The organism is Ginsengibacter sp. (genome assembly GCF_057362405.1).
The window spans coordinates 20379-42740 of sequence record NZ_JBMQQG010000091.1; the positions used below are offsets into that span (position 1 = coordinate 20379).

Annotated in this window: 16 protein-coding genes; 7 read left to right on the plus strand and 9 right to left on the minus strand. The window is 39.3% G+C overall.

Annotation, left to right across the window (positions count from 1 at the left end):
- The first annotated feature begins 701 nt into the window (after positions 1–701).
- Together ACO1O5_RS07855 and ACO1O5_RS07860 are read left to right on the plus strand one after the other, a co-directional pair.
- Positions 702–2009 carry an ammonium transporter gene (locus tag ACO1O5_RS07855; RefSeq protein WP_486269290.1) on the plus strand — a complete coding sequence of 436 codons (1308 nt, stop codon included), beginning with the start codon at positions 702–704 and terminating at the stop codon, positions 2007–2009.
- 289 nt (positions 2010–2298) lie between these two features.
- Positions 2299–2736, plus strand: a complete 438-nt coding sequence (locus ACO1O5_RS07860) for a hypothetical protein (protein WP_486269291.1) — start codon at positions 2299–2301, stop codon at positions 2734–2736.
- Between the two features lie 57 nt (positions 2737–2793).
- On the opposite strand, the gene ACO1O5_RS07865 is transcribed toward ACO1O5_RS07860, so the two are convergent.
- The 9 genes from ACO1O5_RS07865 to ACO1O5_RS07905 all read right to left on the minus strand — a co-directional run bounded on the left by ACO1O5_RS07865 (position 2794) and on the right by ACO1O5_RS07905 (position 16233).
- The gene (locus ACO1O5_RS07865) at positions 2794–3132 is read right to left on the minus strand and encodes a hypothetical protein (RefSeq protein WP_486269292.1); all 339 of its coding nucleotides are present in this window, start codon (positions 3130–3132) and stop codon (positions 2794–2796) included.
- Positions 3133–3334: 202 nt separating this feature from the next.
- Positions 3335–4552, minus strand: coding sequence for a Na+/H+ antiporter NhaA (nhaA, locus tag ACO1O5_RS07870; protein ID WP_486269293.1), 1218 nt, complete (start codon positions 4550–4552; stop codon positions 3335–3337).
- 59 nt (positions 4553–4611) lie between these two features.
- The gene (locus ACO1O5_RS07875) at positions 4612–6156 is read right to left on the minus strand and encodes an ammonium transporter (RefSeq protein WP_486269294.1); all 1545 of its coding nucleotides are present in this window, start codon (positions 6154–6156) and stop codon (positions 4612–4614) included.
- Between the two features lie 39 nt (positions 6157–6195).
- Complete coding sequence (locus tag ACO1O5_RS07880) at positions 6196–7260, minus strand: outer membrane beta-barrel protein (RefSeq protein WP_486269295.1); 1065 nt, start codon at positions 7258–7260, stop codon at positions 6196–6198.
- Positions 7261–7798: 538 nt separating this feature from the next.
- On the minus strand, positions 7799–9271 hold the full coding sequence (locus tag ACO1O5_RS07885; protein WP_486269296.1) for a glutamate synthase subunit beta: 1473 nt from the start codon (positions 9269–9271) through the stop codon (positions 7799–7801).
- Between the two features lie 60 nt (positions 9272–9331).
- Positions 9332–13849 (minus strand): glutamate synthase large subunit, encoded by a 4518-nt coding sequence (gene gltB / locus ACO1O5_RS07890; RefSeq protein WP_486269297.1) that lies wholly within the window; start codon positions 13847–13849, stop codon positions 9332–9334.
- A 393-nt stretch (positions 13850–14242) separates the two neighbouring features.
- Positions 14243–15073, minus strand: a complete 831-nt coding sequence (gene ygiD / locus ACO1O5_RS07895) for a 4,5-DOPA-extradiol-dioxygenase (RefSeq protein ID WP_486269298.1) — start codon at positions 15071–15073, stop codon at positions 14243–14245.
- 48 nt (positions 15074–15121) lie between these two features.
- Positions 15122–15571 (minus strand): DoxX family protein, encoded by a 450-nt coding sequence (locus tag ACO1O5_RS07900; RefSeq protein WP_486269299.1) that lies wholly within the window; start codon positions 15569–15571, stop codon positions 15122–15124.
- A gap of 29 nt (positions 15572–15600) precedes the next feature.
- Entirely contained in the window at positions 15601–16233 is a 633-nt protein-coding gene (locus ACO1O5_RS07905) for a nitroreductase family protein (protein WP_486269300.1), read from the minus strand.
- 512 nt (positions 16234–16745) lie between these two features.
- Here ACO1O5_RS07905 and ACO1O5_RS07910 point away from each other — a divergent pair.
- From ACO1O5_RS07910 to ACO1O5_RS07930, 5 genes are read left to right on the plus strand one after another with little or no spacing between them, the layout of a single operon-like run.
- A complete protein-coding gene (locus ACO1O5_RS07910) occupies positions 16746–17480 on the plus strand; it encodes a phosphoadenylyl-sulfate reductase (protein WP_486269301.1) in 735 nt (244 codons plus the stop codon).
- An 8-nt stretch (positions 17481–17488) separates the two neighbouring features.
- Entirely contained in the window at positions 17489–18397 is a 909-nt protein-coding gene (gene cysD / locus ACO1O5_RS07915) for a sulfate adenylyltransferase subunit CysD (RefSeq protein ID WP_486269302.1), read from the plus strand.
- Positions 18398–18454: 57 nt separating this feature from the next.
- Positions 18455–19696, plus strand: coding sequence for a sulfate adenylyltransferase subunit 1 (locus tag ACO1O5_RS07920; RefSeq protein ID WP_486269303.1), 1242 nt, complete (start codon positions 18455–18457; stop codon positions 19694–19696).
- A 49-nt stretch (positions 19697–19745) separates the two neighbouring features.
- Positions 19746–20594, plus strand: a complete 849-nt coding sequence (cobA, locus tag ACO1O5_RS07925; protein WP_486269304.1) for a uroporphyrinogen-III C-methyltransferase — start codon at positions 19746–19748, stop codon at positions 20592–20594.
- A complete protein-coding gene (locus tag ACO1O5_RS07930; RefSeq protein WP_486269305.1) occupies positions 20584–22278 on the plus strand; it encodes a diflavin oxidoreductase in 1695 nt (564 codons plus the stop codon). The genes cobA and ACO1O5_RS07930 overlap by 11 nt, the downstream gene beginning before the upstream one ends.
- The last annotated feature ends 84 nt before the right edge of the window (positions 22279–22362 follow it).

Genomic DNA, 22362 nt, shown 5'->3' on the forward strand with positions numbered 1-22362 from the left:
AGAGTCTTTTGACAGTCTTAAAATATTTTACCCTAATTATTCACAAAGGACAGATATACAAATTTTATTTGGGTAAATCCTATATTTTCGCCAAAAAAGGTTTAACAAATTAGTTTTTTGAAAACAAATGACCTCAAGAAGTCGATATTCACAAGAAGTAATCTACATATAAATATTTATAATATAATAAACAACAGTAAGGCATGAAGTATTACGGGGCATTTGCACTTTTTACTCTGAAATCGCCGGTACTTTCACAACTGGTCCACGCGGCTACTTTGTACAATAGAATTTCCTCCAAACGTTTCGTTCATAACAGTCATCCATCCCACTCAACTGCCGAGGTTAAAGCATGTAAACCGACCCGGGGGGAGGATTTATTAAACAGGAACAGCGACTCAAAAATATTTATTACCCAAGCCGGTAGAAATACCAGATTTAGCAAGTCTTCTAATATCATTAGCAAACAGCGCTTAACTAACCTTTTCCCTTACCTGTATGTACCTTCAAATATCAATAGGGATCTCAATCTTGAGTCGACACTTATTTTCTTCCCGTTTCATGCTTTCTGGTGATTGGAATTCTTATACGCTCCTGTTGTAATACTAACTTTAAATGCATTGCTTTCTGCGGATACATCCTTTTAATAACAATTATCATTATATCTAACTATTTATTCTCAACTACCAAAATATACCAGCGTGAAAAAATTTGTTCCTTTTGCCATACTTCTACTAATCCTGATACTGACACTTATTTTCCCTTCTCATTCACTTGTACACATTGAAGGCAACAAAATTGATTCCGGCGATACAGCGTGGATGCTAACAGCCACCGCTCTCGTATTGATAATGACGCCTGGGTTGGCTTTCTTTTATGGCGGAATGGTTCGCAAAAAAAACGTACTCTCGACAATGATGCAAAGTTTTGTATGCATGGGTGTTATAACCGTCATCTGGGTAATTTTTGGCTTTAGCCTGGCTTTCGGGGATGATGTTCATGGCCTCATAGGGAATCCTTCGACTTTCTTCATGATGAAGGGCATGCTCGGCAATGCAACCTGGAAACTGGCACCCACCATCCCCATTGTACTTTTCGCCATGTTCCAGTTGAAGTTTGCAGTTATTACGCCTGCTTTAATAACAGGGGCGTTTGCTGAAAGAATCCGGTTTAATTCCTATCTTATTTTTCTGTGTCTTTTTATGATTTGCATCTACGCGCCGCTGGCCCACTCGACATGGCACCCGGATGGCTTAATGTTCAAAGCAGGTGTGCTGGATTTTGCGGGCGGAACAGTTGTGCACATGTCTGCAGGTTGGGCTGCGTTGGCATCGGCCATATATCTTAAACAAAGGCATGTTCAGGTGCATCAGCCCGCAAGAATCAGCTATGTATTATTAGGGACCGGGCTGTTGTGGTTTGGCTGGTTTGGATTCAACGCCGGGTCTGCATTGAGTTCAGGAGATTTGGCTGCTACCGCATTGGCCACCACGACTACAGCATCTGCTGCCGCTGCGATATCATGGATATTCTTTGATATTTTACGGGGTAAGAAACCGTCGGTAATGGGAGGCTGTATAGGAGCCGTTGTGGGTCTTGTTGCCATAACCCCGGCCGCAGGTTTTGTTACTATTCCGAACTCACTAACGATTGGCATAGTTGCCGCTGTTGTGAGCAACCTGGTTGTCATCTGGCGTTCCAGAACTTCAATTGACGACACCTTGGATGTATTCCCCTGTCATGGAGTTGGTGGCATGGTAGGCATGCTGCTTACCGGCGTATTTGCACATCAAAATGTAAATGCTGGTAATACCACGGGAAATGGTCTTTTTTATGGTGAGACGCATCTATTTACGGTGCATCTTATAGCTTTAGCAGCGGTATCGGTATTTGCGTTTTTCGGGTCGCTGTTGTTGCTGAAGATAACTGATCTCATCAGTCCTCTCCGGGTTTCCGCAGAAGATGAAATTGCGGGGCTTGATGTGAGCCAGCATGGAGAAGAACTATAAGCTGGTCCAATGTTTATTATGTCTTGATCATTGCTCCCACAAACCTGCCTGTCGGCAAACAGGGCCACGAAGAACACTAAGGATTCCGCATTGTGATCTTAGTGTATGCTTCATCTTAAAGTTGACACAACATTATATTTTTTGAACATCATAGTGCCTTGTATCAAACTTTAAACATGTAAATTGACTGCCTATTTACTGCCTTAATCCATAAATATTTTGGCTTTGAATAACAACAGTTTTTTAGGTTGAGATTATTTATTTTGAACAATTTGAATAAAATTCATTTATGAAAAAAATCCGTTGGGACCTTGTTGGAATTCTTGGTGGCATCGCGGGAGTAATTATAGCGGTGAGAGCTGTACTGAAGGCGGGCGGGCCAAACAGTATTCCTGTCGCTTTTGCGTTGGTTGTTGTTTTCGGCGGCATGGGCTATTTCTTATACAAATTTTTATGGCAGCCGAAATTTAATACCCGGCGATTACAAACCGAAGGCATTCCCGCGAAAGCGAAGATATTAGAGGTGCACGAAACCAATATCACGGTTAACCAAAACCCTCAATTCAAGCTTCTAATGGAAATTAAAAATAAGGAGGGGCAGGTGTATACGGCGGGTTGTAAAACAATCGTTTCCCGTAAACGAATGATGTTTTTTCAACCAGGCAAAGAAATAAACATTAGAATCGATCCGAAGAATGAAAAGAATGTGATTGTTGATGTCAGCTAAATCCAGGAAATGGTATTATCATCAGGCAGCTTTGGTTTTGATAACAGTCCCGTGAATTTATGTTTTTGCATTTTTCATTTTATTTACAACAGCAAGGTCGTTCATTGATAAAGAATCCCACCATTCGTCGGACACATCATCGAGCCTGTATTCTGTGTCGATATCGTAGTCGCCATTGGCATCAATTTCGTAGAAACAATTATTGAGAGTATCCAGTACACTGTTTACCGATTTCAACTCTACAAAGAATAGCCTGCTTACGATTTTTTTGTTTGCCTGTTGTTCCAGTATCTCTACACGCTTTCCGAGATCACCAATCCTGTCGTCCCGCCAGGCAAGAAAAATAACGGCTAATACAATTACCAGGATGAACCCTATTACTATTAACGTTGACATAATGATTTGACTGTTTTAATTGCTAAGCGTCAATTTATACAATTTCTTTAAAAGATGCCATAATACCTGAACTTTTCACTCCTGAAAGTTCAGCGCCCGAATTTAAAAAAGCCTTTCATAGAAATGAAAAGCTTTTTAGTTTCCAAAAGGGAAAATATTTCAAATCTATTTTTAGCAAGCAGCCAATGTTGCGCTCCAGTATTTAACCCATTGCCAATGAAGCCTGCGAATGTGTTAAAGGAGGTCGTTTGTGAGCAGGCTTTACAACAACCTTTGGATGAATCATTCTAAAATAAATAAAACTAAATAACATCGATAATACGAGACTTAAAAGAATCGAAATTTTCGCAATATCTCTATATGTTTCTTCGTGAAAGGCAAGCGCTGTGGTAAAGATCGACATGGTAAAGCCTATACCTGCCAATGAACCGACACCTAATAGCTGCTTCAAATTTGTATTGGTAGGCAGTTTTGCAATCTTAAGCGCAATCATAGCCCTGCTGAAAATAAAAATACCAATCGGCTTGCCGAGAACTAGTCCAAACATAATTCCCAAACTCACACTATCGTTCAATGAACCTACAATATCTGCAGGAATCATAATAGCCGTATTGGCTAAGGCAAAAACTGGCAGAATAAAGAAGTTAACCAGCTTATGAATAGCTTTCTCGAATTTTGGTAATGAATTTACAGGAATAGTAAAGGCAATTAGCACCCCGCTTATACTCGCTTCTATACCAGAATTAAATATCAGGTACCACAATGCAAACGAAAGAACAAGTTGTATAACACCTTGTTTCACCTTAAAGTAATTAAATGTCCAGATAGCTCCATATGCAAGCGCTGCTCCTAAAAGGAACATCCATTTTATTTGGTTGCCATAAAAAAGTGCAATTACTACAATGGCACCCAGGTCATCGATAATTGCCAATGCCATCAGGAATATTTTTAAACTTGCGGGCACTTTCTTCCCAAACAAAGAAGCAATACCCAATGAAAATGCAATATCAGTAGCTGTGGGTATTCCCCAACCATGAGCGAAGCTTGATGTTATATTGAAAGAAGAATAAATAAGAGCAGGGACGATCATTCCTCCCAAAGCCGCTCCAAAAGGCAACACCGCTCTTTTAAAACTTGACAATTCACCGGTTAACAGTTCGCGTTTTATTTCCATACCCGCGAGCAAGAAAAAAATGGCCATTAAAAAATCATTGATCCACGTTAAACCCGAATGAGGAAGTGGAAAAGGGAGTCCCAAATGGATATCGTTATTCCATAATCCCCTATACGCCTCACCGTTAGTTGAATTGGATAAGATTAATGAAACCGCTGTACATGCTAGCAATAATATTCCTGTAAACCTGCTATCCGATATAAAAATCCTTATAGGATCGATAGCTTTTCTGATGAATTTTGTCAAACCTAATTTTTTAAAAATTCCGGAAGCGCCCCAAAAGAGCGCCCCGGAAATATGGTTAATTAATCAACATAACCGTGAACACCCATTTCAGGAATATCAAGACCTCCTATTTCTTCCTCAGCAGTTGACCTGAGTCCAATCGCTGTACCTTTACAAATCTTGAAGAATATATACATTACCACAAATACAAATACAAAGCATGTTAAGGCGCCAATAAATTCAGCTAAAAATTGTTTACCATCGCCATAAAACAAACCTTTTACCGTACCAGCAACTCCGTTCCATCCATCGCCGTAAGAACCATCTGCAAATAACCCGAGAGAAAGAACACCCCAGATACCATTTGCACCATGAACAGCGAATGCACCTACCGGATCATCAATTTTTAATTTTGTATCAACGAATATTGCTACAACTATTACCAGTATGCCTGCAATAACACCTATAATAACTGCGGAGAGGGCATTTACAAATGCGCAAGGAGCAGTAATCGCAACCAGACCAGCCAGCATACCATTGGCCATCATTGCCGGATCCCATTTTTTTGTTTTTGCTTTCATATATAAAGCCGCTGCAAAAGCTCCGCCTGCACTGGCAAGCATTGTATTTACGGCAACAATTGAAATACGTAGGTCAGTTCCGGCGAGAGTTGATCCGGGGTTAAAACCGAACCAGCCAAATGCGAGAATAAACGTTCCTATTATTGCCATTGGAATATTGTGACCGGGAATAGTATTTACTGATCCATCTTTACCATATTTACCAATACGGGGGCCAATAACGATAGCTCCTGCCAAAGCTGCTACGCCACCTACTTCATGCACTACTGAAGAACCTGCAAAGTCAACGTGTCCATGTCCTAATCCAAAGTTGGCGCCAAGTTGGGATAACCATCCGCCACCCCAAACCCAGTTACCGAAAATTGGATAAACGAACATGGATATGAAGAAACCGAAAACAATAAAAGATTTGAAATGCCATCTTTCTGCCATTGCGCCCGTAGGTATGGTGGCAGTGGTATCCATAAACACCATCTGGAAAAGGAATAATGTGAAAACTCCTACATCATAAACATTACTATTTAGGAAATATCCTGCTTTACCCCAAAGTCCAAAATCATGTCCAAATAAATGGACTGTGAATTCACTGCTCGCAACTCCTGCAGCACCTCCTAAAGATGCCACGTTCAGGGCTCCTCCAAACATAAATGCGAAACCGCATATCCAGAAACCGAGCATACCAATTGCATACACCATAAAATTCATGGTCATGGTGTGGGCCACGTTTTTCTTCTGTGTAAAACCGGTTTCAACCATTGCAAAACCAGCCTGCATAAACATTACGAGGAAGCCTGTAATGAGCGTCCACATTATATTAATTGCAATTTTATTGTGGCCGGCCTGGTCGCCAATTTCTGTTACGGTTGGTTTCCCAACTGTAGCTGAAGTAACATCATTTATTGTTCCGGTTTTTGTGCCGGCGGCGTCCTGTGCAACAGCCGGAAGTGCGATAGTAATAAACAATACCATCAGCAGCGGGATAAAGATTTTGAAAAATCCTTTCCGCGAAAAGTAAAAGCTTTTAGTGAAATCAGATAATCTCATTGTTAAGGTTTTTGTGTGTAAAAAATGGTGGTTAAAGATTTAAAAATGATATGTGGCTGCGAGTATACCTGTAACCGTTGTTTTGGCGCCGGTTACGCCGTCACCTTTGAGAAAAATTTCATTGCTACCCGCATCTACTCTCAGCTCGGGAATTATAGTAAGGTTTCCTACTCTGAAATTAGGTGATAGTGTTAAATCAAATATGCCGGAAGCGGGCGCAGCAACCACGGCTTTTTTGTTATCAAAATATTCGCCGCGCAGTGTGATTCCAAAAGCAGCTGTAGGATCTGCTGTCAGGTAAACTGCAGAGCCCCACCAACTGGCACTTGAGCCGCCTTCCGGCTTTGTTGTCTGCACCGTGCCGTTATATCCAATGCTGAACTTGTCAGTAACAGCCGCGGTTAACACAGCGTCAAACTGGGTAGTACTGAAAGAGCCACCATACGAACCCTGGTAGTTCAAATAAAACTTTACTTTGTCGTCTGATGTGCCAGTACTGAATTGGGCGATTGCATATCTTCTCGAACCGGCCTCAGCCACTACATCAGTTGTGTTAGCTACGCCCAACATCAAGGCGCTCTTTTTACCAAGGCCTATATCAGCCTTAAGACCAGTGTGAGAAAAAGGTCCGTAAGAAAACATGTAGTCCATGCTGTAGTTACGATTCAGGTAAGCATCAGTTACTTCATATCCGATATGGGTTGCCCATTTCCCTATAGTAAGTTTGAATTTATCGGAAATCGCATAACTAATATAAGCTTGCTTGACTGCAAATAAAGTTGGATGATTTGGATCTCCGTAAGCAAATTCTTCAGCTCGCGTGCCGAATCCCAAATCTATTGTGGCGCTTGCTTTCCCGAAACTATGGTCAGCCCTTATGCTCGCCATCCCCAACTGGAAGGAATTCTGTGCATTTGTGAAACTGGTAAAATTGTTGGTGTGATCCTTTGGATCATTAAAATTATACCGGAAATAAGCATCAACGGATCCAGTGATCGTTGGCGCCGGCGAAGGTGGCGCTGTGGGTTTTGTAGAATCAGACTGAGAGAAACCTGAAATAAAAGTTAGACATACGATTGCACCTAAGAAAATTTTTCTTAACATTGTTTTAGATTTAAAGATTAATAATGAAAGGGGTGTAACTGATTAACTTTTCTCAGAAGTTAATCGATCAGCTACGCTCCTTTCCTTTTTTGGGCTAAAGCACCAGTAAATTCTACCAGCATCGTACTTTGTAAATGTTTTTCATACTGTAAGGATACTTGTTCATTTCCCTGACATTTTTGCTATGCCACGGAAAAATGTTGAGTTCGAATAATTGCTCTTGGCAGGCATACGAAAAAATAATAATATAATAATAATCGGAATAATTAATTTCGAATTTATTTCTCTATTATTTAAGTTCATAAGTCAAACATATTTAATTTTTTGATTTTTTAATCAATATAATTATATATTTATATTTATAATATATCTAACAATTTTATCAACAATATGATTATCAATTAATTACATCAATATTCCACAATTAACCACTCTCGATGTTAATAAATATTTTTTTATATATTTTAATTTTTAATATAAAATTTTCAACCTAAAAAATCCTGCTCGGCGCAGGACTCTTTTTAATATAAAGAATTATCTAAATCTCATGTAAAATATTCTGGTCTTTTGCCTCAAGCAAAGAATGCCCCATAAGATATTCATCTACTTTCCTAGCGCATTCCCTACCCTCCGATATTGCCCAAACAACTAATGACTGGCCTCTGCGCATATCGCCGGCCGCAAATATTTTTGAAATGTTTGTGTGATAATTTTTTTCCGAAGCTCTTACATTGCCTCTTTCATCCAGTTCAATTTCAAGCTGTTCAAGTAAGCCTTCGTGCTGAGGATGCAAAAATCCCATTGCCAACAACGCAAGCTCGCACGGAATTTCAGTCTCACTTCCTTCTACCTCCACAAATTTCGCCGGCCTATTGTCATCTGTAAATTTCCACTCAAGACTAACAATCTTCAAAGCTTTAAGATTACCTTCTTCGTCTCCAACGAATTCTTTAGTAGCAATTGCCCAATTACGCTCAACACCTTCTTCATGGGAACTGGTTGTCTTCATTAACATTGGATAGGTTGGCCAGGGCATATAAGAAGTGCGACTGTCGGGAGGCTTTGGCAATAGCTCGAATTGGGTTACTGATGCTGCTTTGTGCCGATTTGATGTACCGACACAATCGCTCCCCGTATCTCCACCGCCAATTACCACCACATTCTTATTAGAGGCAAAAATATTTTCCGCTTCTGTTTCAATATCCGAAACTCGTTTATTTTGTTGTTTCAAAAAATCCATCGCGAAATAGACTCCTTTTAATTCTCTTCCGGGAATACTTAAATCCCTAGGAATGGTAGAACCTCCTGCCAATACAATTGCGTGATATTCACGAAGCAGATCATTGATACTTATATCAACTCCCACGTTTGAATTACAATTGAAAACAACACCTTCTTCCTCCATTAATTTAATTCTGCGTTCAACAACCCATTTTTCTAATTTGAAATCGGGAATTCCGTATCTCAGTAATCCTCCAGGCATGTCGTCGCGTTCAAACACAGTAACCATGTGGCCTGCATAATTCAATTGTGCAGCCGCTGCCAGGCCAGCGGGACCGGAGCCCACAATGGCAATTTTTTTGCCTGTTCTTACATTTGGCTTTTTAGCCCTTACAAACCCGTGGTCGAATGCAATTTCAATGATATGTTTTTCTATTTCTTCAATTGTAATTGCGGGTTGATTAATACCTAATACGCATGATGTTTCGCAAGGAGCGGGGCAAATACGCCCGGTAAACTCAGGAAAATTGTTTGTTGAGGTGAGAATGTCGTAAGCCTCTTTCCAGCTTTTTCTGTAAACGGCGTCATTAAATTCCGGAATAACATTGCCTAACGGACATCCGTGATGACAAAAAGGAATTCCGCAATCCATGCATCGTGCCGCCTGCTGATTTAATTTTTCATCTGTATATCTCTCCACGAATTCATAGTAATCATTAACTCTTTCGCCCGGCGGTCGTTTTTGGGGAAGTTCCCTGGTAAATTCTAAAAATCCTGTTGGTTTTGCCATTCAATCTAACAATTAAATATTCTTATTTTTAAAAATCTTTATAAATTATAAATGCTTGTATTATTTTACGGGAATCATTTCTTTTCTTTCAACCAGTATTTTCTTGTAATCTTTCGGAAATACTTTTACAAAATTTTTCAATTGATTTTCAAAATCATTTAGAATGAACTTTGCAATAGTGCTTTTGGTCAGTTGGTAATGCTGACCGATCATGTGACGCAGTAACTTTTCATCTTTGCTGTCTCCGTCGACGGGATCCAAGTCAACCATTTCTTTATTACACAATGAATCGAAATTATGCTGGACATTATATACATAAGCAATTCCCCCGCTCATACCTGCAGCAAAATTTCTTCCCGTTTCTCCCAAGATAACGGCGTTACCCCCGGTCATATATTCGCAACCGTGATCCCCTACTCCTTCTACTACCACATTTGCGCCTGAATTACGAACACAAAAACGCTCTCCTGCTTTTCCGCGGATATAGGATTCTCCCGAAGTAGCGCCATAAAAAGCCACATTCCCAACGATAATATTTTCTTCGGGAACAAACCCTGCATCCTTTGATGGATAAACAATTAGCTTAGCGCCGCTAAGGCCCTTGCCAAAATAATCGTTAGCGTCTCCCTCTAATTCAAGCGTCACACCTTTTGTATTAAATGCCGCAAAACTCTGACCGGCAGTACCGGTAAATTTGAAGTGAACAGTATCATCGGGCAATCCCGCTGCTTTATATTTTTTTGAGATTTCATTTGATAAAATCGTACCAGTGGTTCTGTCAGTATTTTGAATATTAAATGATTGCTTCACTTTTTGAAGGTGATCAATAGCCGGCTCTGCCGCTTTTAATAACTTCCAATCAAGCACATTAGCTAAGCCATGATCCTGTTCTTCCGATTTGAACAAACCTGTAAATTCAGACGCTGGCTCTTTATATAAGATGGGTGACAAATCCAATTTAGCAAACTTAGGATGAGTTATATTTTCCCTTTTTTCAAGATAATCTACCTGGCCCACCATCTCATTAATAGTTCTAAAACCAAGCTCAGCCATTATCTCTCTTAATTCCTGAGTTAAAAATTTAAACAAATTAACAACATGGTCAGCATCGCCTGTGAAACGTTTTCTTAGTTCAGGGTTTTGAGTCGCAACGCCTACCGGGCAGGTATTTAAGTGGCATTTCCGCATCATGATACATCCTTCCACCACCAAGGCTGCCGTTGCAACACCCCACTCTTCGGCACCTAACAAAGTTGCAATTGCAATGTCCCTTCCCGTTTTTAATTGTCCGTCCGTCTGCACAATTACACGGCTGCGAAGTTTGTTTTTTACTAATGTTTGATGCGTTTCCGCAAGACCAAGTTCCCATGGTAGCCCTGCATGCTTTATAGAACTAAGCGGCGAAGCCCCTGTACCTCCGTCATGACCAGAAATCAAAATAACATCAGCCTTTGCTTTTGCGACACCTGCGGCAATAGTACCTACACCTGCCTTTGAAACTAATTTTACATTTATCCTGGCATTCCTGTTAGCATTTTTTAGATCAAAGATTAATTGAGCCAGATCTTCAATGGAATAAATATCATGATGAGGTGGAGGCGAAATTAACCCAACTCCTGCTGTTGCATGGCGAACCCGTCCAATCCAGTCGTCAACTTTATGTCCGGGTAATTGTCCACCCTCGCCTGGCTTGGCTCCCTGAGCCATTTTTATCTGCAGTTCGTCCGCTTCTGTGAGATATTCACTTGTAACGCCAAACCTGGCAGATGCAACCTGTTTTATAGAACTGCGCATTGAGTCACCGTTAGGCAATCTTACATACCTTACTTCATCTTCTCCACCCTCGCCAGTATTACTTTTACCGCCGAGCCGGTTCATTGCGATGGCCAGGGTAGTATGGGCTTCCCATGAAATGGAGCCAAAAGACATGGCACCTGTAGCAAACCTTTTATAAATATTTTCTGCAGGCTCTACGTCGTCTATCGAAATTGAAGGTCTAATATTTTTAAATTGAAAAAGACTTCTTAGTGTAGCAGCTTTTTCAGTTTGATCGTTTACCAGTTTTGAATATTTCTTAAAGATTGAATAATCATTCATTCTTGTAGAATATTGCAGCAAGTGGATTGTTTGTGGATTGAATAAATGAAATTCTCCTTTACGTTTCCATTGATAAGCGCCCCCAACAGTAAGCCGCTCAATCGGAATACTCTTCCTACTAAAAGAAAAGAAATGTTTGACTAACGTCTCCGTGGCGATTTCATCTAGTCCCATACCTTCAATTCGGGAGGTTGCTCCAATAAAATATTTGCTTATAACCGACCTGTCAATTCCTATTATTTCAAAAATTTGCGCTCCCTGGTAAGACTGAAATGTAGAAATGCCCATTTTTGAAAATACCTTCAGTAATCCGTCATTGACCGCCTTTACATAGTTTTTCTTAAGATCAGTCGAATTGAGATCTGTAATCAATTTCCCCGAAATCTTCATATCTCGTATGGTTGACAAGGCCAGGTACGGATTGATACACGTAGCACCAAAGCCGATAAGGCAAGCGAAGTGGTGCACTTCCCATACATCCCCTGCTTCAATAACCAAACCTACCTGCCCACGCAAACCTTTCTTAATTAAATGATGGTGAACGGCTGAAGTTGCCAACAAAGAAGGAATTGCAGCATGCTCTGAATCAATTGCTCTGTCTGATAATATCAATACTTCAAAACCATCAGCAACTGCATCGACAGCATAACGGCACAGGCGTTCAATACCTCTTTGTAATGAACCCGGCTTACCATCAGCCATAAAATAGGTCTGTAGCGTTTTTGCCTGAAAAATCCCGGTATCTATACTCCTGATTTTTTCCAATTCATGATTAGATAATACAGGATGTTTAAGGGCAACACAATGGCATGACAATGGATCTTCCTCGAGAAGATTTCCATTATTACCAACGAAAGTTGCAAGAGACATCACTAACTTCTCCCGGATCGGATCAATGGGAGGATTTGTTACCTGTGCGAAAAGCTGTTTAAAATAGCTGCTCAGGTGCTGGGGTTCATCACTCAAAACTGCTAATGGTACGTCGCTGCCCATTGAGCCAGTTGGTTCTTTTCCGGTCAAAGCCATCGGTGCAATCAATAAATCCAGGTCTTCCGTTGTATAACCAAACGCTTTTTGATATTTAAAAACCTGCTGGTGCTCCAGGTGGGTAAACATAACCCGCGGTTCCGGCAATTCTTCCAGCCGGATTTTATATTTATTCAACCATTCACTGTAAGGTTTTTGTGAACAGATTTTATGTTTGATTTCATCATCACTAATAATTCTTCCTTCTCCCAAATCGACAACAAACATTTTCCCCGGTTGTAATCTTCCTTTTTCCTTAATAAGTTTTGGATCTATGGGAAGTACCCCTGTCTCTGATGCCATAATTACCCGATCATCGGTAGTAATACAATACCTCGAAGGCCGAAGTCCATTCCTGTCTAAAGTTGCACCAATCAACCTTCCATCTGTAAATGAAATGGATGCAGGTCCGTCCCAGGGTTCCATAAATGAAGCATGGAATTCATAAAAAGCTTTTTTTACAGGATCCATATGTTCGTTACCGTCCCACGCTTCAGGAATCAACATCATCATAACATGTGGAAGAGAGCGGCCACATAATGTAAGCAATTCTATCATGTTATCAAGGCTGGCCGAATCGGACTGTCCCTGCTCCACAACGGGCAGCAACATTTCCATATCTTCCTTGCTGAAATATTGAGAAACAAAACTCTTTTCGCTTGTGCGTAACCAGTTTAAATTTCCCTGTAAAGTATTTATTTCACCGTTGTGGGCAATATATCTAAACGGCTGCGCAAGCTTCCAGGAAGGAAAGGTATTAGTTGCAAAGCGGGAATGTATAAGGCCAAATGCTGACACAATTTTTTTATTACTCAGATCAGGATAATAATTTCGCAATTGTAGGCTGGTAAGCTGTCCTTTATAGATAACTGTTTTGTAAGAAAGTGAAGCAACGTAAAACCCAATCGCATCCTTTCTTACTGTATTGTTAATTGTTTGTGCGGCATAATTTCTTAACACAAATAATTTTCTTTCAAAATCATCAGGATTGTTGATATGATCCGGGCAGGCAATAAAAACCTGCTCAATTTCTGGTTCTACTGATAATGCTGTAAGACCGATACCATCAGTATTCACGGGTACTCGACGATAACCGAGAATTTCCAGTCCCAGAGTTTCCGCAGAACGGTTGAAAATATCGCGACATTCTTCTCTAAGCCTGATGTCTTTGGGGAAAAACAAAACACCTACCCCGTATTTACTATAGGTTGGTAAGTGAATCCCCAACTTTAAACATTCATCAAAGAAAAATTCGTGTGGTGTCTGAATCAGGATCCCTGCTCCGTCACCTGTATTGGCTTCGCAACCACAAGCTCCCCGGTGTTCCATATTTTCAAGAATCGTCAAAGCATCAGAAATTATCTGGTGGCTTTTATTGCTTTTTATATTGGCAACGAATCCAATTCCACATGAGTCATGTTCAAATTGCGGATTGTACAAACCTTTATTGGCCATATTTACATTAAATATTTAAACTAAAATTAAACAGCAGTCCTCTAAATGTGATGACGGGCTAATTATTCTGATATCTGAAGCAACTGTAAAGTTGGTTAATTCTAAAAGGAAATTGGAAAAATACATCCTCCCCAAATTATTCCTATTCAATCGGGTATGGAAAACAAAAAATGTTACATTTTACAATGGGCAAATGTAATTATTTATCACGAAACATAGTGTGGTAGAAGGATTCTTCAATAAATATCTACAATGTCCAACCGGCAATCGAACAGCATCTTTTTAAACCTGATTTCATTTAAAATTGTGAATAAATTGTAGAATACTTCATTGCGGAAATGTGAAATAGAAACAGATAATTAATTTTCGGTTAATACTAATTTATTCCACGAGTTAATTAATCATTAGGGAGGTCATTGTGAGTGAGCCGGCCATTAATTTATCGTTGAAAATATGAGCTACCTCATTTTTACCTTGCAACCCCAATGTATATAAAAGCGGATAGTAATGATCAGGTGTGGGGATTGCCAGTTTCCCAGCGTTTCCAAATTTTTCATAATTAATTAACGCCAGGTGGTCGCGGTTCACGATGTTCTTTTTGAAAACTTCATTCATTTCAACAGCCCAATCAAAACCAAACTCTGTGTCAATTTTGTCGAAAGATACTAACCTGAGATTGTGAACCATATTACCGCTTCCCATTATAAGCACGCCTTTGTTGCGCAGAGACGCAAGCTCTTTCGCAAGGTCATAGTGATATTGTGCACCTTTGGTATAATCGATGCTTAATTGTAATACCGGGATTTTAGGCTCAGGATACATATTCTTCACAACAGTCCAGGCACCGTGGTCGAGGCCCCAATCATGTGTTAATTCCACATCAGCAGTTTTAATTAACGCTGCTGTTTCTTTTGCGAGCTCGGGATTGCCAGGTGCCGGGTATTCTACCTCGTACAATTCCCTGGGAAATCCTCCGAAATCATGTATCGTTTCGGGAAAATCCATAGCTGTTATTTTCGTTCCGCGGGTCAGCCAATGTGCAGACACCACCAAAATAGCAGCGGGCTCCGGAATCTCTTTTGCCAATTGTGCCCAATTATTGCTAAACTGGTTATGTTCAATCCCATTCATGGGTGAACCATGACCAATAAATAAAACAGGCATCAATTGATCCTGTTTCTTAAGATTTGCAGTAAATAACTTAAAGTCTGATAATGTTGTCATCGTTTCTGAGGTTAAAAAAGACGCCATATTACAATAGATAATTTAAGATCATTTATTCTTAGTAATTGCTGCATCAACACTCGCTTTTCCACCACCAGCGATCAACGGCATAACTACCAGGCCAAACAATAAAATAAAATATTCGTAGCCTTCGCCATGGTTAGGCTGCATTCCCCAGTTCATAAAAAAACCGTTGCCAATATGAACTGTAAATAACACTCCCAGGAAGCTAGCCATAGTTGCGAAGGCAGCAATGCGTGTGAGGAAGCCGAATATCAATAGAAGTGAACCAAAAAATTCGATTAAGATAACCAGCAAAGCTATAATCCACGGAAGATGAATTTGGCCGGTTAAAAATCCCATTGTTCCATTATAGCCGTAGCCTCCAAACCAGCCCAGTAATTTCTGCGCACCGTGCGGAAATATTGTGATTCCTAATGCGAGTCTTGCCACCAATACCATCCAGTTATTTGGATTTGTAGATAATAATTTTTTCATTCTTTGTTTTTTTGATGATTTTAATTTAACTATACTAAATGTGTAATAAAAAGCTTTTCTTTTTCTCTCCTCACTTTTGGAAGATTTACCAGCCAATCTTTTTCTTTTTCGCGATATCCAAGTGGAAGTAGTATAAGACTGCGAAGACCTTTCTCTTTTAAATTTAATAACTCGTCCAAAGCTGCATTATTGAAGCCTTCCATCGGTGTAGCATCTACTCTTTCTTCTGCAGCTGCAGCTATCCCCGTGGCAAAAGCTATATAAGTTTGGCGTGCAGCCCATTCGAAATTTTCATCTTCCGGACGAATTGAAATGTTTAAAAGTTTACTCTTTAAACCATCAAGAGATTCAACAGAAACATTTCTCATTTTTGCATTAAGGCTTATAAAGTCTTCAACACGTTCCGTTGTTATTTTATCCCATGCTGCAAATACCAATAAATGTGAAGAATCAACAATTTGTTGCTGATTGTTGGCAATGGGTAATATTTGCTTCTTTAGTTCCGGATCGGTAATAACTATCACGCTATACGGTTGCAAGCCAATGGATGAAGGGGCAAGCCTTACAGCTTCCAATATATTTTCTACTTTATCTTCGGGTACTCTTTTACCGTTCATTTTTTTTGAAGCATAGCGCCATTCAAGTGCATTTAATAATTCCATTTTCTAAAATTTTTATAATGCAAAGCTAGGCCTGGTTGATGGCTTCGTCCATTGAGATGGAATAAGAAATTACATTGATATGGATCAATTAGAAATATTCATTTTGATAAATGATACATACGACGTAGTGGGTTTTTCTCCTGGTAAAATTTTTTTTTAATCATACAAAAAAAATTAATCATAAATATTTCTTTTAATCAAACTATTGAAATCAATGCCTGTCAACACTTTAAGATTAGTTCACAGCTCAATTATGTAAATATTTTTATAATATCGTTAAGAAAGAAAACAGGCGTGTTTAAAAATATTTGTAATTTTTAAAATTCTATATCCTACTTTTGTGGTAGACTATTAGATTTTTTAATATATGAAACACTTATCATTTCTATCACAGGTGTCTATGCCAAACTACTCAATGAGTTGTTGTTACTGGTCAATAATTCGATGAAGCGACAACCATATTTTCAAAAATTCCCTTTTAAAATAAAAACTAAAAAATACCTATTCATTAAATGTCACAGGAGTTAAAAGATCATACTTTATCTCTCGCCGAAACAGCAAAAGTTGTAAGCATTGATGAATATCTGTTGATGTTAACCAGGCAGTTTCCGGGTGCTGTAACCTTTTCTACCAGCTTTAGTTATGAAGACCAGGTTATTACCGATAAGATATTAAGTAATCAGCTTCCGATAAAAATTTTCACGCTGGACACAGGAAGATTATTTCCCGAAACTTATTCTGTGTGGAGGGCTACCAATGAAAAGTATAACACCCACATAAAGGCATACTATCCTGACGCTATTTCATTGGAAAATTTTGTAGCAGAAAAGGGTCCTAACGCATTTTATGAATCGGTTGAAAACAGGAAAGACTGTTGTTATATAAGAAAGGTAGCTCCGTTAAAAAGAGCTTTAAAAGATAACTCAATCTGGATTACTGGCCTTAGGGCAGAACACTCTGCAGATCGCCACAATATGCCACAGGTTGAATGGGACGAAAGTAATAACATAATAAAATATCATCCTATTCTCCACTGGACAACAGAAGAGGTAAAACAATATATTAATGATAATGATATTCCTTATAACTCATTACATGATAAAGGATTTGTAAGTATCGGATGTGCACCATGTACAAGGGCTATAAGACCTGGAGAAGATTTTCGTGCCGGGCGCTGGTGGTGGGAAGACAATACAAAAAAAGAATGTGGCCTTCATGTTCATGAGCAGGCTTCGTTATCTAAATAAAATTAAAGATGAGTAAATACCATTTGGATTATTTGGCGCAATTAGAGTCGGAAGCGATTCATATTATGCGTGAAGTGGCAGGACAGTTCGAGCGTCCTGCATTGTTGTTTTCAGGTGGCAAAGATTCCATAACGTTAGTACATCTCGCTCTAAAAGCATTTCGTCCCGGAAAATTTCCTTTCCCATTGGTGCATATTGATACGGGTCATAATTTTCCTGAAGCATTACAATTTAGAGATGAATTGGTAAATGAAATCGGTGAAAAATTAATTGTAAGAAAAGTAGAGGACACCATTAAAGAAAAAAACCTAACCGAACAGAAAGGGAAATTTGCAAGCAGGAATTCGCTGCAAACCTATACCCTGCTTGACATTATCGAGGAGTTCAAATTTGACGCCCTGATCGGCGGCGCCAGGAGAGATGAGGAAAAAGCAAGGGCAAAAGAAAGAATATTCTCTGTGAGAGATGAATTCGGTCAATGGGATCCAAAATTACAGAGACCTGAATTATGGAATACCTATAACGGTAAAATTCATAAAGGAGAAAACGTTCGTGCTTTCCCGATCAGCAACTGGACTGAACTTGATATCTGGAACTATATAAAGAGAGAGGAAATTGAATTACCATCTATCTATTTCGCTCATGAAAGAGAAGTCATCGAGTATGAGGGACAGTTAGTTTCTGTTTCAGAATTTATAATTCCAGATGAAACTGATGTAGTATCAACAAAGAAAGTGCGCTATCGCACCGTTGGCGACATGACGTGTACAGCGGCGGTTGAATCCAATGCGTCAAACATCGATGATATCATCAAAGAAATTATAGCCACCAAAACAAGCGAGCGTGGCGAAACCAGAATAGATGATAAAGTTTCCGAGGCCGCAATGGAAGACAGGAAGAAGACGGGTTACTTTTAATTTATGATGTTTGATGTACGATGTTTAACGATTATTATAAAATGACAACAAAATAAAATGGACATTTTAAGATTTATAACCGCTGGAAGTGTTGATGATGGCAAGAGTACATTAATTGGAAGACTGCTGTACGATAGTAAATCAATCTTGATTGATCAGTTGGCTGCCATCGAAAAACAAAGCAAAAATAAAAGTAATGGAGAAATTGATTTGGCATTACTAACGGATGGCCTACGTGCAGAAAGAGAGCAAGGCATTACGATTGATGTCGCTTACAAATATTTCTCAACACCCAAGCGTAAATTTATTATTGCCGATGCGCCCGGGCATATTCAATATACTCGAAATATGGTTACCGGTGCTTCCAATTCAGAACTGGCTATCATTTTAGTTGATGCAAGAAATGGTGTTGTTGAGCAAACCCGCCGGCACTCAGTAATTGCTTCGCTACTAAATATTCCCCATGTAGTAGTTGCTATCAACAAAATGGACCTGGTAGGTAATTCGCAGGATGTATATAATAATATAGTTATAGACTACCAGGAAGTGGCAAAATCCCTGGGACTTGAAGATGTAAAATATATTCCCATCAGTGCATTAAACGGGGCGAACATTGTAGAAAAATCCGAAAATTTCCCCTGGTATGAGGGTGAATCGTTGCTGCATCATTTAGAAAATGTTCAATTAGATTCAGATATTAATATTACTGACCCGAGGTTTTCTGTACAGTATGTTATTCGTCCTCAATCGGAAGATCTTCACGATTACAGGGGTTATGCAGGAAAGGTCATCAGCGGTATTTATAAAAAAGGTGATAAGGTAACAGTGCTTCCTTCCGGTGTTGAAAGCACAATCGCTGCCATTGAAATTGGAGGTAAGGAGATTGACGAAGCTTATGCACTACAAAGTGTTGTGTTGCATTTGGCAGACGATGTCGATGTAAGCCGGGGAGATATGATTGTTGCAGAAAATAATCAGCCGAAAACTTCGCAGGAGTTTGAGGCGATGTTGTGCTGGATGGATAATAAGCCATTGAAACCCGGCAACAAATATTTTCTCCAGATTAACAGCCGGCTAGTTCGTTGCGTTGTGAAAGAAATTCAATACAAATTAGATGTGAACACACTGAAAAAAAATGAATCACCTGATAAAGCTAAATTAAATGACATTATAAGGGTAACCATAAAAACTGCCTCGCCAGTTGCATTTGATTCGTACAAAGAACTGCGGCAGAATGGCGGCGCTATACTAATTGATGAAACAAGTTGTGTAACCGTTGGTGCTTGTATGATACAATAAGATATAAAATTTTTTTGAAAATATACCCTACTAAATAAGTAGACCTATAATGGGACAACAATTAAAAAACGGAAAACTGGTAATTGCAGGAGCTGGCCCTGGTGACCCTGAATTTATAACGGTTAAGGCTGTACGATACTTACAGGAAGCTGATATAGTACTTACTGACCGCCTGGTGAGTGATGAAATTTTGGGTACCTACGTTAACCCCGATGCTGAGATTATTTTAGTAGGCAAACAATGCAGGCATGGTATTTCAACACCCCAACAAACTATCAATGAATTAATTGTTCACTATTGCCTGCTTGGCAAATTAGTTGTTCGCCTGAAAGGAGGAGACGTATCTCTTTTTTCGAATATCCTGGATGAGTTAGAAACTGTGGTTGCCCATAACATTCCTTATGAAATAATTCCCGGAGTTACGGCTGCATTGGGTGCAGCAGCAACTGCGGGTATCCCTCTCACAGCAAGAGGTTATGCTACTTCTGTCCGTTTTCTCACTTACTACAAATCTGATATTGTTAGTGATGCTTATTGGAAAGAGTTAGCCAATACAGATGACACATTGGTTTTCTATATGTCGTCTGAAACATTAGACAATGCGGTTGAGAAATTAACAATAAATCACATTCATGAAGATAAATTGCTCGCCATTGTGGAACAGGCAACAACACCTTTGCAAAATGTGATCATAACCAATCTCTATGATTATAAAAACACTTTAAGAGGTCGGAAATTTATTTCTCCCTCATTAGTAATTATTGGCAAGGTGGTATCACTTCATGAACAATTTGAATGGCTTACTAATAATAATAATCGCGAATACTATTTTAAGCCGATGACAAACCAGGTAATCAAAATTAATAACCCGGAAAACTTGCAACAGAATGTTAGCTGAAAATAAACTAAAGACTTTATTGGATCTTATCGAACAATCAACTAACGAAGAATTGATTTGGATAAATGGTTATCTGAATGGTATTGTATCAACAAAGTCACCGGTTCAGAAGACAATCACGAAAAACGGCGTGAATAAAATTACCATTGCTTATGGAACTGAAACAGGAAATTCTAAAAAGCTTGCTACCGAATTTGCCGCCAAAGCAAAGAAACAAGGCATCCATGCGAAAGTTCAAAGCATGGATCAATACAGACTCAATGACCTGGCTAAAGAAGAATACTTCCTTGCTGTGATCAGTACTCACGGTGACGGTGAACCACCGGCAGCTGCAAAAAAGTTTTATGACCATGTACACAATAACGGATTCAAACTGGATAAATTAAAATACAGTGTGCTTGCATTAGGAGATACCTCCTATCCGTTATTTTGTAAGGCAGGTGAAGATGTTGATGAGCAATTGACCAAGTTAGGTGGTAAACGCTTGTATCCAATTCAAAAATGCGACGTTGATTATAATGCTGAGGCGGAGCAATGGTTTGATGAAATATGTAAAGCATTAAACAATGACGGGGATGCAACGGAATCAGTCGTTGCACCAAGGATTGTTTCAAAAAAATCGCCGGGTAAAAAAATATATAACGGACAATTGCTTGCTCACATCAATTTAAATGATCGCGGCAGCAACAAAGAAACGTTTCATATTGAGATCGAGGCAGAAGAAGTAAGCTATCAACCGGGTGATTCAATAGGTATCATTCCTGAAAATAATAAAGCAGTTGTTGAAGAGATTATCGCCTTGACAAAGATTGAGGATACTACCAGTGTTGATTATAAGGGGGAGTTAATTTCATTATACAACCTTCTTCACAAAAAACTGAATATAACTTACCTGCACGAGCGGGTGGTAAAGCAATATGCTTCAATTGTTCAAAAAGATTTCGTCATTGAAAGATGTGATTTATTAGATCTTCTTAAAGATCACCCGGTAAAAAATCCGGATCAATTTACAGAGATCGTAAAAATATTAGAACCCACCGCTCCCAGGCTGTATTCCATTGCGTCTTCGCCGGAGGCGCATTCAGGTGAAATACATATTACTGTAGCAAGAAATTCATTTAAAGTTGATGGTGACATCAAATACGGTTTAGCATCTAATTTCTTATCACATTTCGACTCAGGCAATGCGTTACCTTTTTACATTCATCCCAACCATCGCTTCAGGTTACCCGAAGAAGATAAGAACATAATTATGATAGGACCCGGAACCGGAATTGCGCCATTCCGCTCCTTTATCGCGGAGCGTGATGCAACTGGCGCGAGTGGAAAAAATTGGTTGTTTTTCGGAGAACAGCATTTTGTGACGGACTTCCTATACCAAAGTGAAATTCAAAACTGGTTTGAAACAGGAACGCTAACTAAAGTTACCACGGCTTTCTCCAGAGACCAGCAAGAAAAAATTTATGTGCAGCATAAAATGTTGCAACATGGAAATGAATTTTTTGAGTGGTTGCAAACCGGCAGCTATGTTTACGTTTGTGGCACAAAAGATCCTATGAGCTTCGATGTGGAAAATACAGTAATAGATATCATTGAAAAATTTGGCGAAAGATCAAGGGTTGACGCAGTTAAATACCTTGACGATTTGAAAGAAGATGGCCGGTATATAACCGACGTATATTGACCCCAACCCCTGAAGGGGCTTTGGCTTTTATGGATTGAGATAATCCCAATTAGCAAAAAGCGGGGAACAAATGGTATCGGAGAC

Excerpts from the sequence above, each read along its gene's own strand:
- ACO1O5_RS07860 (WP_486269291.1), top strand. The coding sequence starts at position 2,299 with ATGAAAAAAATCCGTTGGGACCTTGTTGGAATTCTTGGTGGCATCGCG.
- ACO1O5_RS07865 (WP_486269292.1), bottom strand. The coding sequence starts at position 3,132 with ATGTCAACGTTAATAGTAATAGGGTTCATCCTGGTAATTGTATTAGCC.
- ACO1O5_RS07875 (WP_486269294.1), bottom strand. The coding sequence starts at position 6,156 with ATGAGATTATCTGATTTCACTAAAAGCTTTTACTTTTCGCGGAAAGGA.
- ACO1O5_RS07880 (WP_486269295.1), bottom strand. The coding sequence starts at position 7,260 with ATGTTAAGAAAAATTTTCTTAGGTGCAATCGTATGTCTAACTTTTATT.
- ACO1O5_RS07885 (WP_486269296.1), bottom strand. The coding sequence starts at position 9,271 with ATGGCAAAACCAACAGGATTTTTAGAATTTACCAGGGAACTTCCCCAA.
- gltB (WP_486269297.1), bottom strand. The coding sequence starts at position 13,849 with ATGGCCAATAAAGGTTTGTACAATCCGCAATTTGAACATGACTCATGT.
- ygiD (WP_486269298.1), bottom strand. The coding sequence starts at position 15,073 with ATGACAACATTATCAGACTTTAAGTTATTTACTGCAAATCTTAAGAAA.
- ACO1O5_RS07900 (WP_486269299.1), bottom strand. The coding sequence starts at position 15,571 with ATGAAAAAATTATTATCTACAAATCCAAATAACTGGATGGTATTGGTG.
- ACO1O5_RS07905 (WP_486269300.1), bottom strand. The coding sequence starts at position 16,233 with ATGGAATTATTAAATGCACTTGAATGGCGCTATGCTTCAAAAAAAATG.
- ACO1O5_RS07910 (WP_486269301.1), top strand. The coding sequence starts at position 16,746 with ATGTCACAGGAGTTAAAAGATCATACTTTATCTCTCGCCGAAACAGCA.
- cysD (WP_486269302.1), top strand. The coding sequence starts at position 17,489 with ATGAGTAAATACCATTTGGATTATTTGGCGCAATTAGAGTCGGAAGCG.
- ACO1O5_RS07920 (WP_486269303.1), top strand. The coding sequence starts at position 18,455 with ATGGACATTTTAAGATTTATAACCGCTGGAAGTGTTGATGATGGCAAG.
- cobA (WP_486269304.1), top strand. The coding sequence starts at position 19,746 with ATGGGACAACAATTAAAAAACGGAAAACTGGTAATTGCAGGAGCTGGC.
- ACO1O5_RS07930 (WP_486269305.1), top strand. The coding sequence starts at position 20,584 with ATGTTAGCTGAAAATAAACTAAAGACTTTATTGGATCTTATCGAACAA.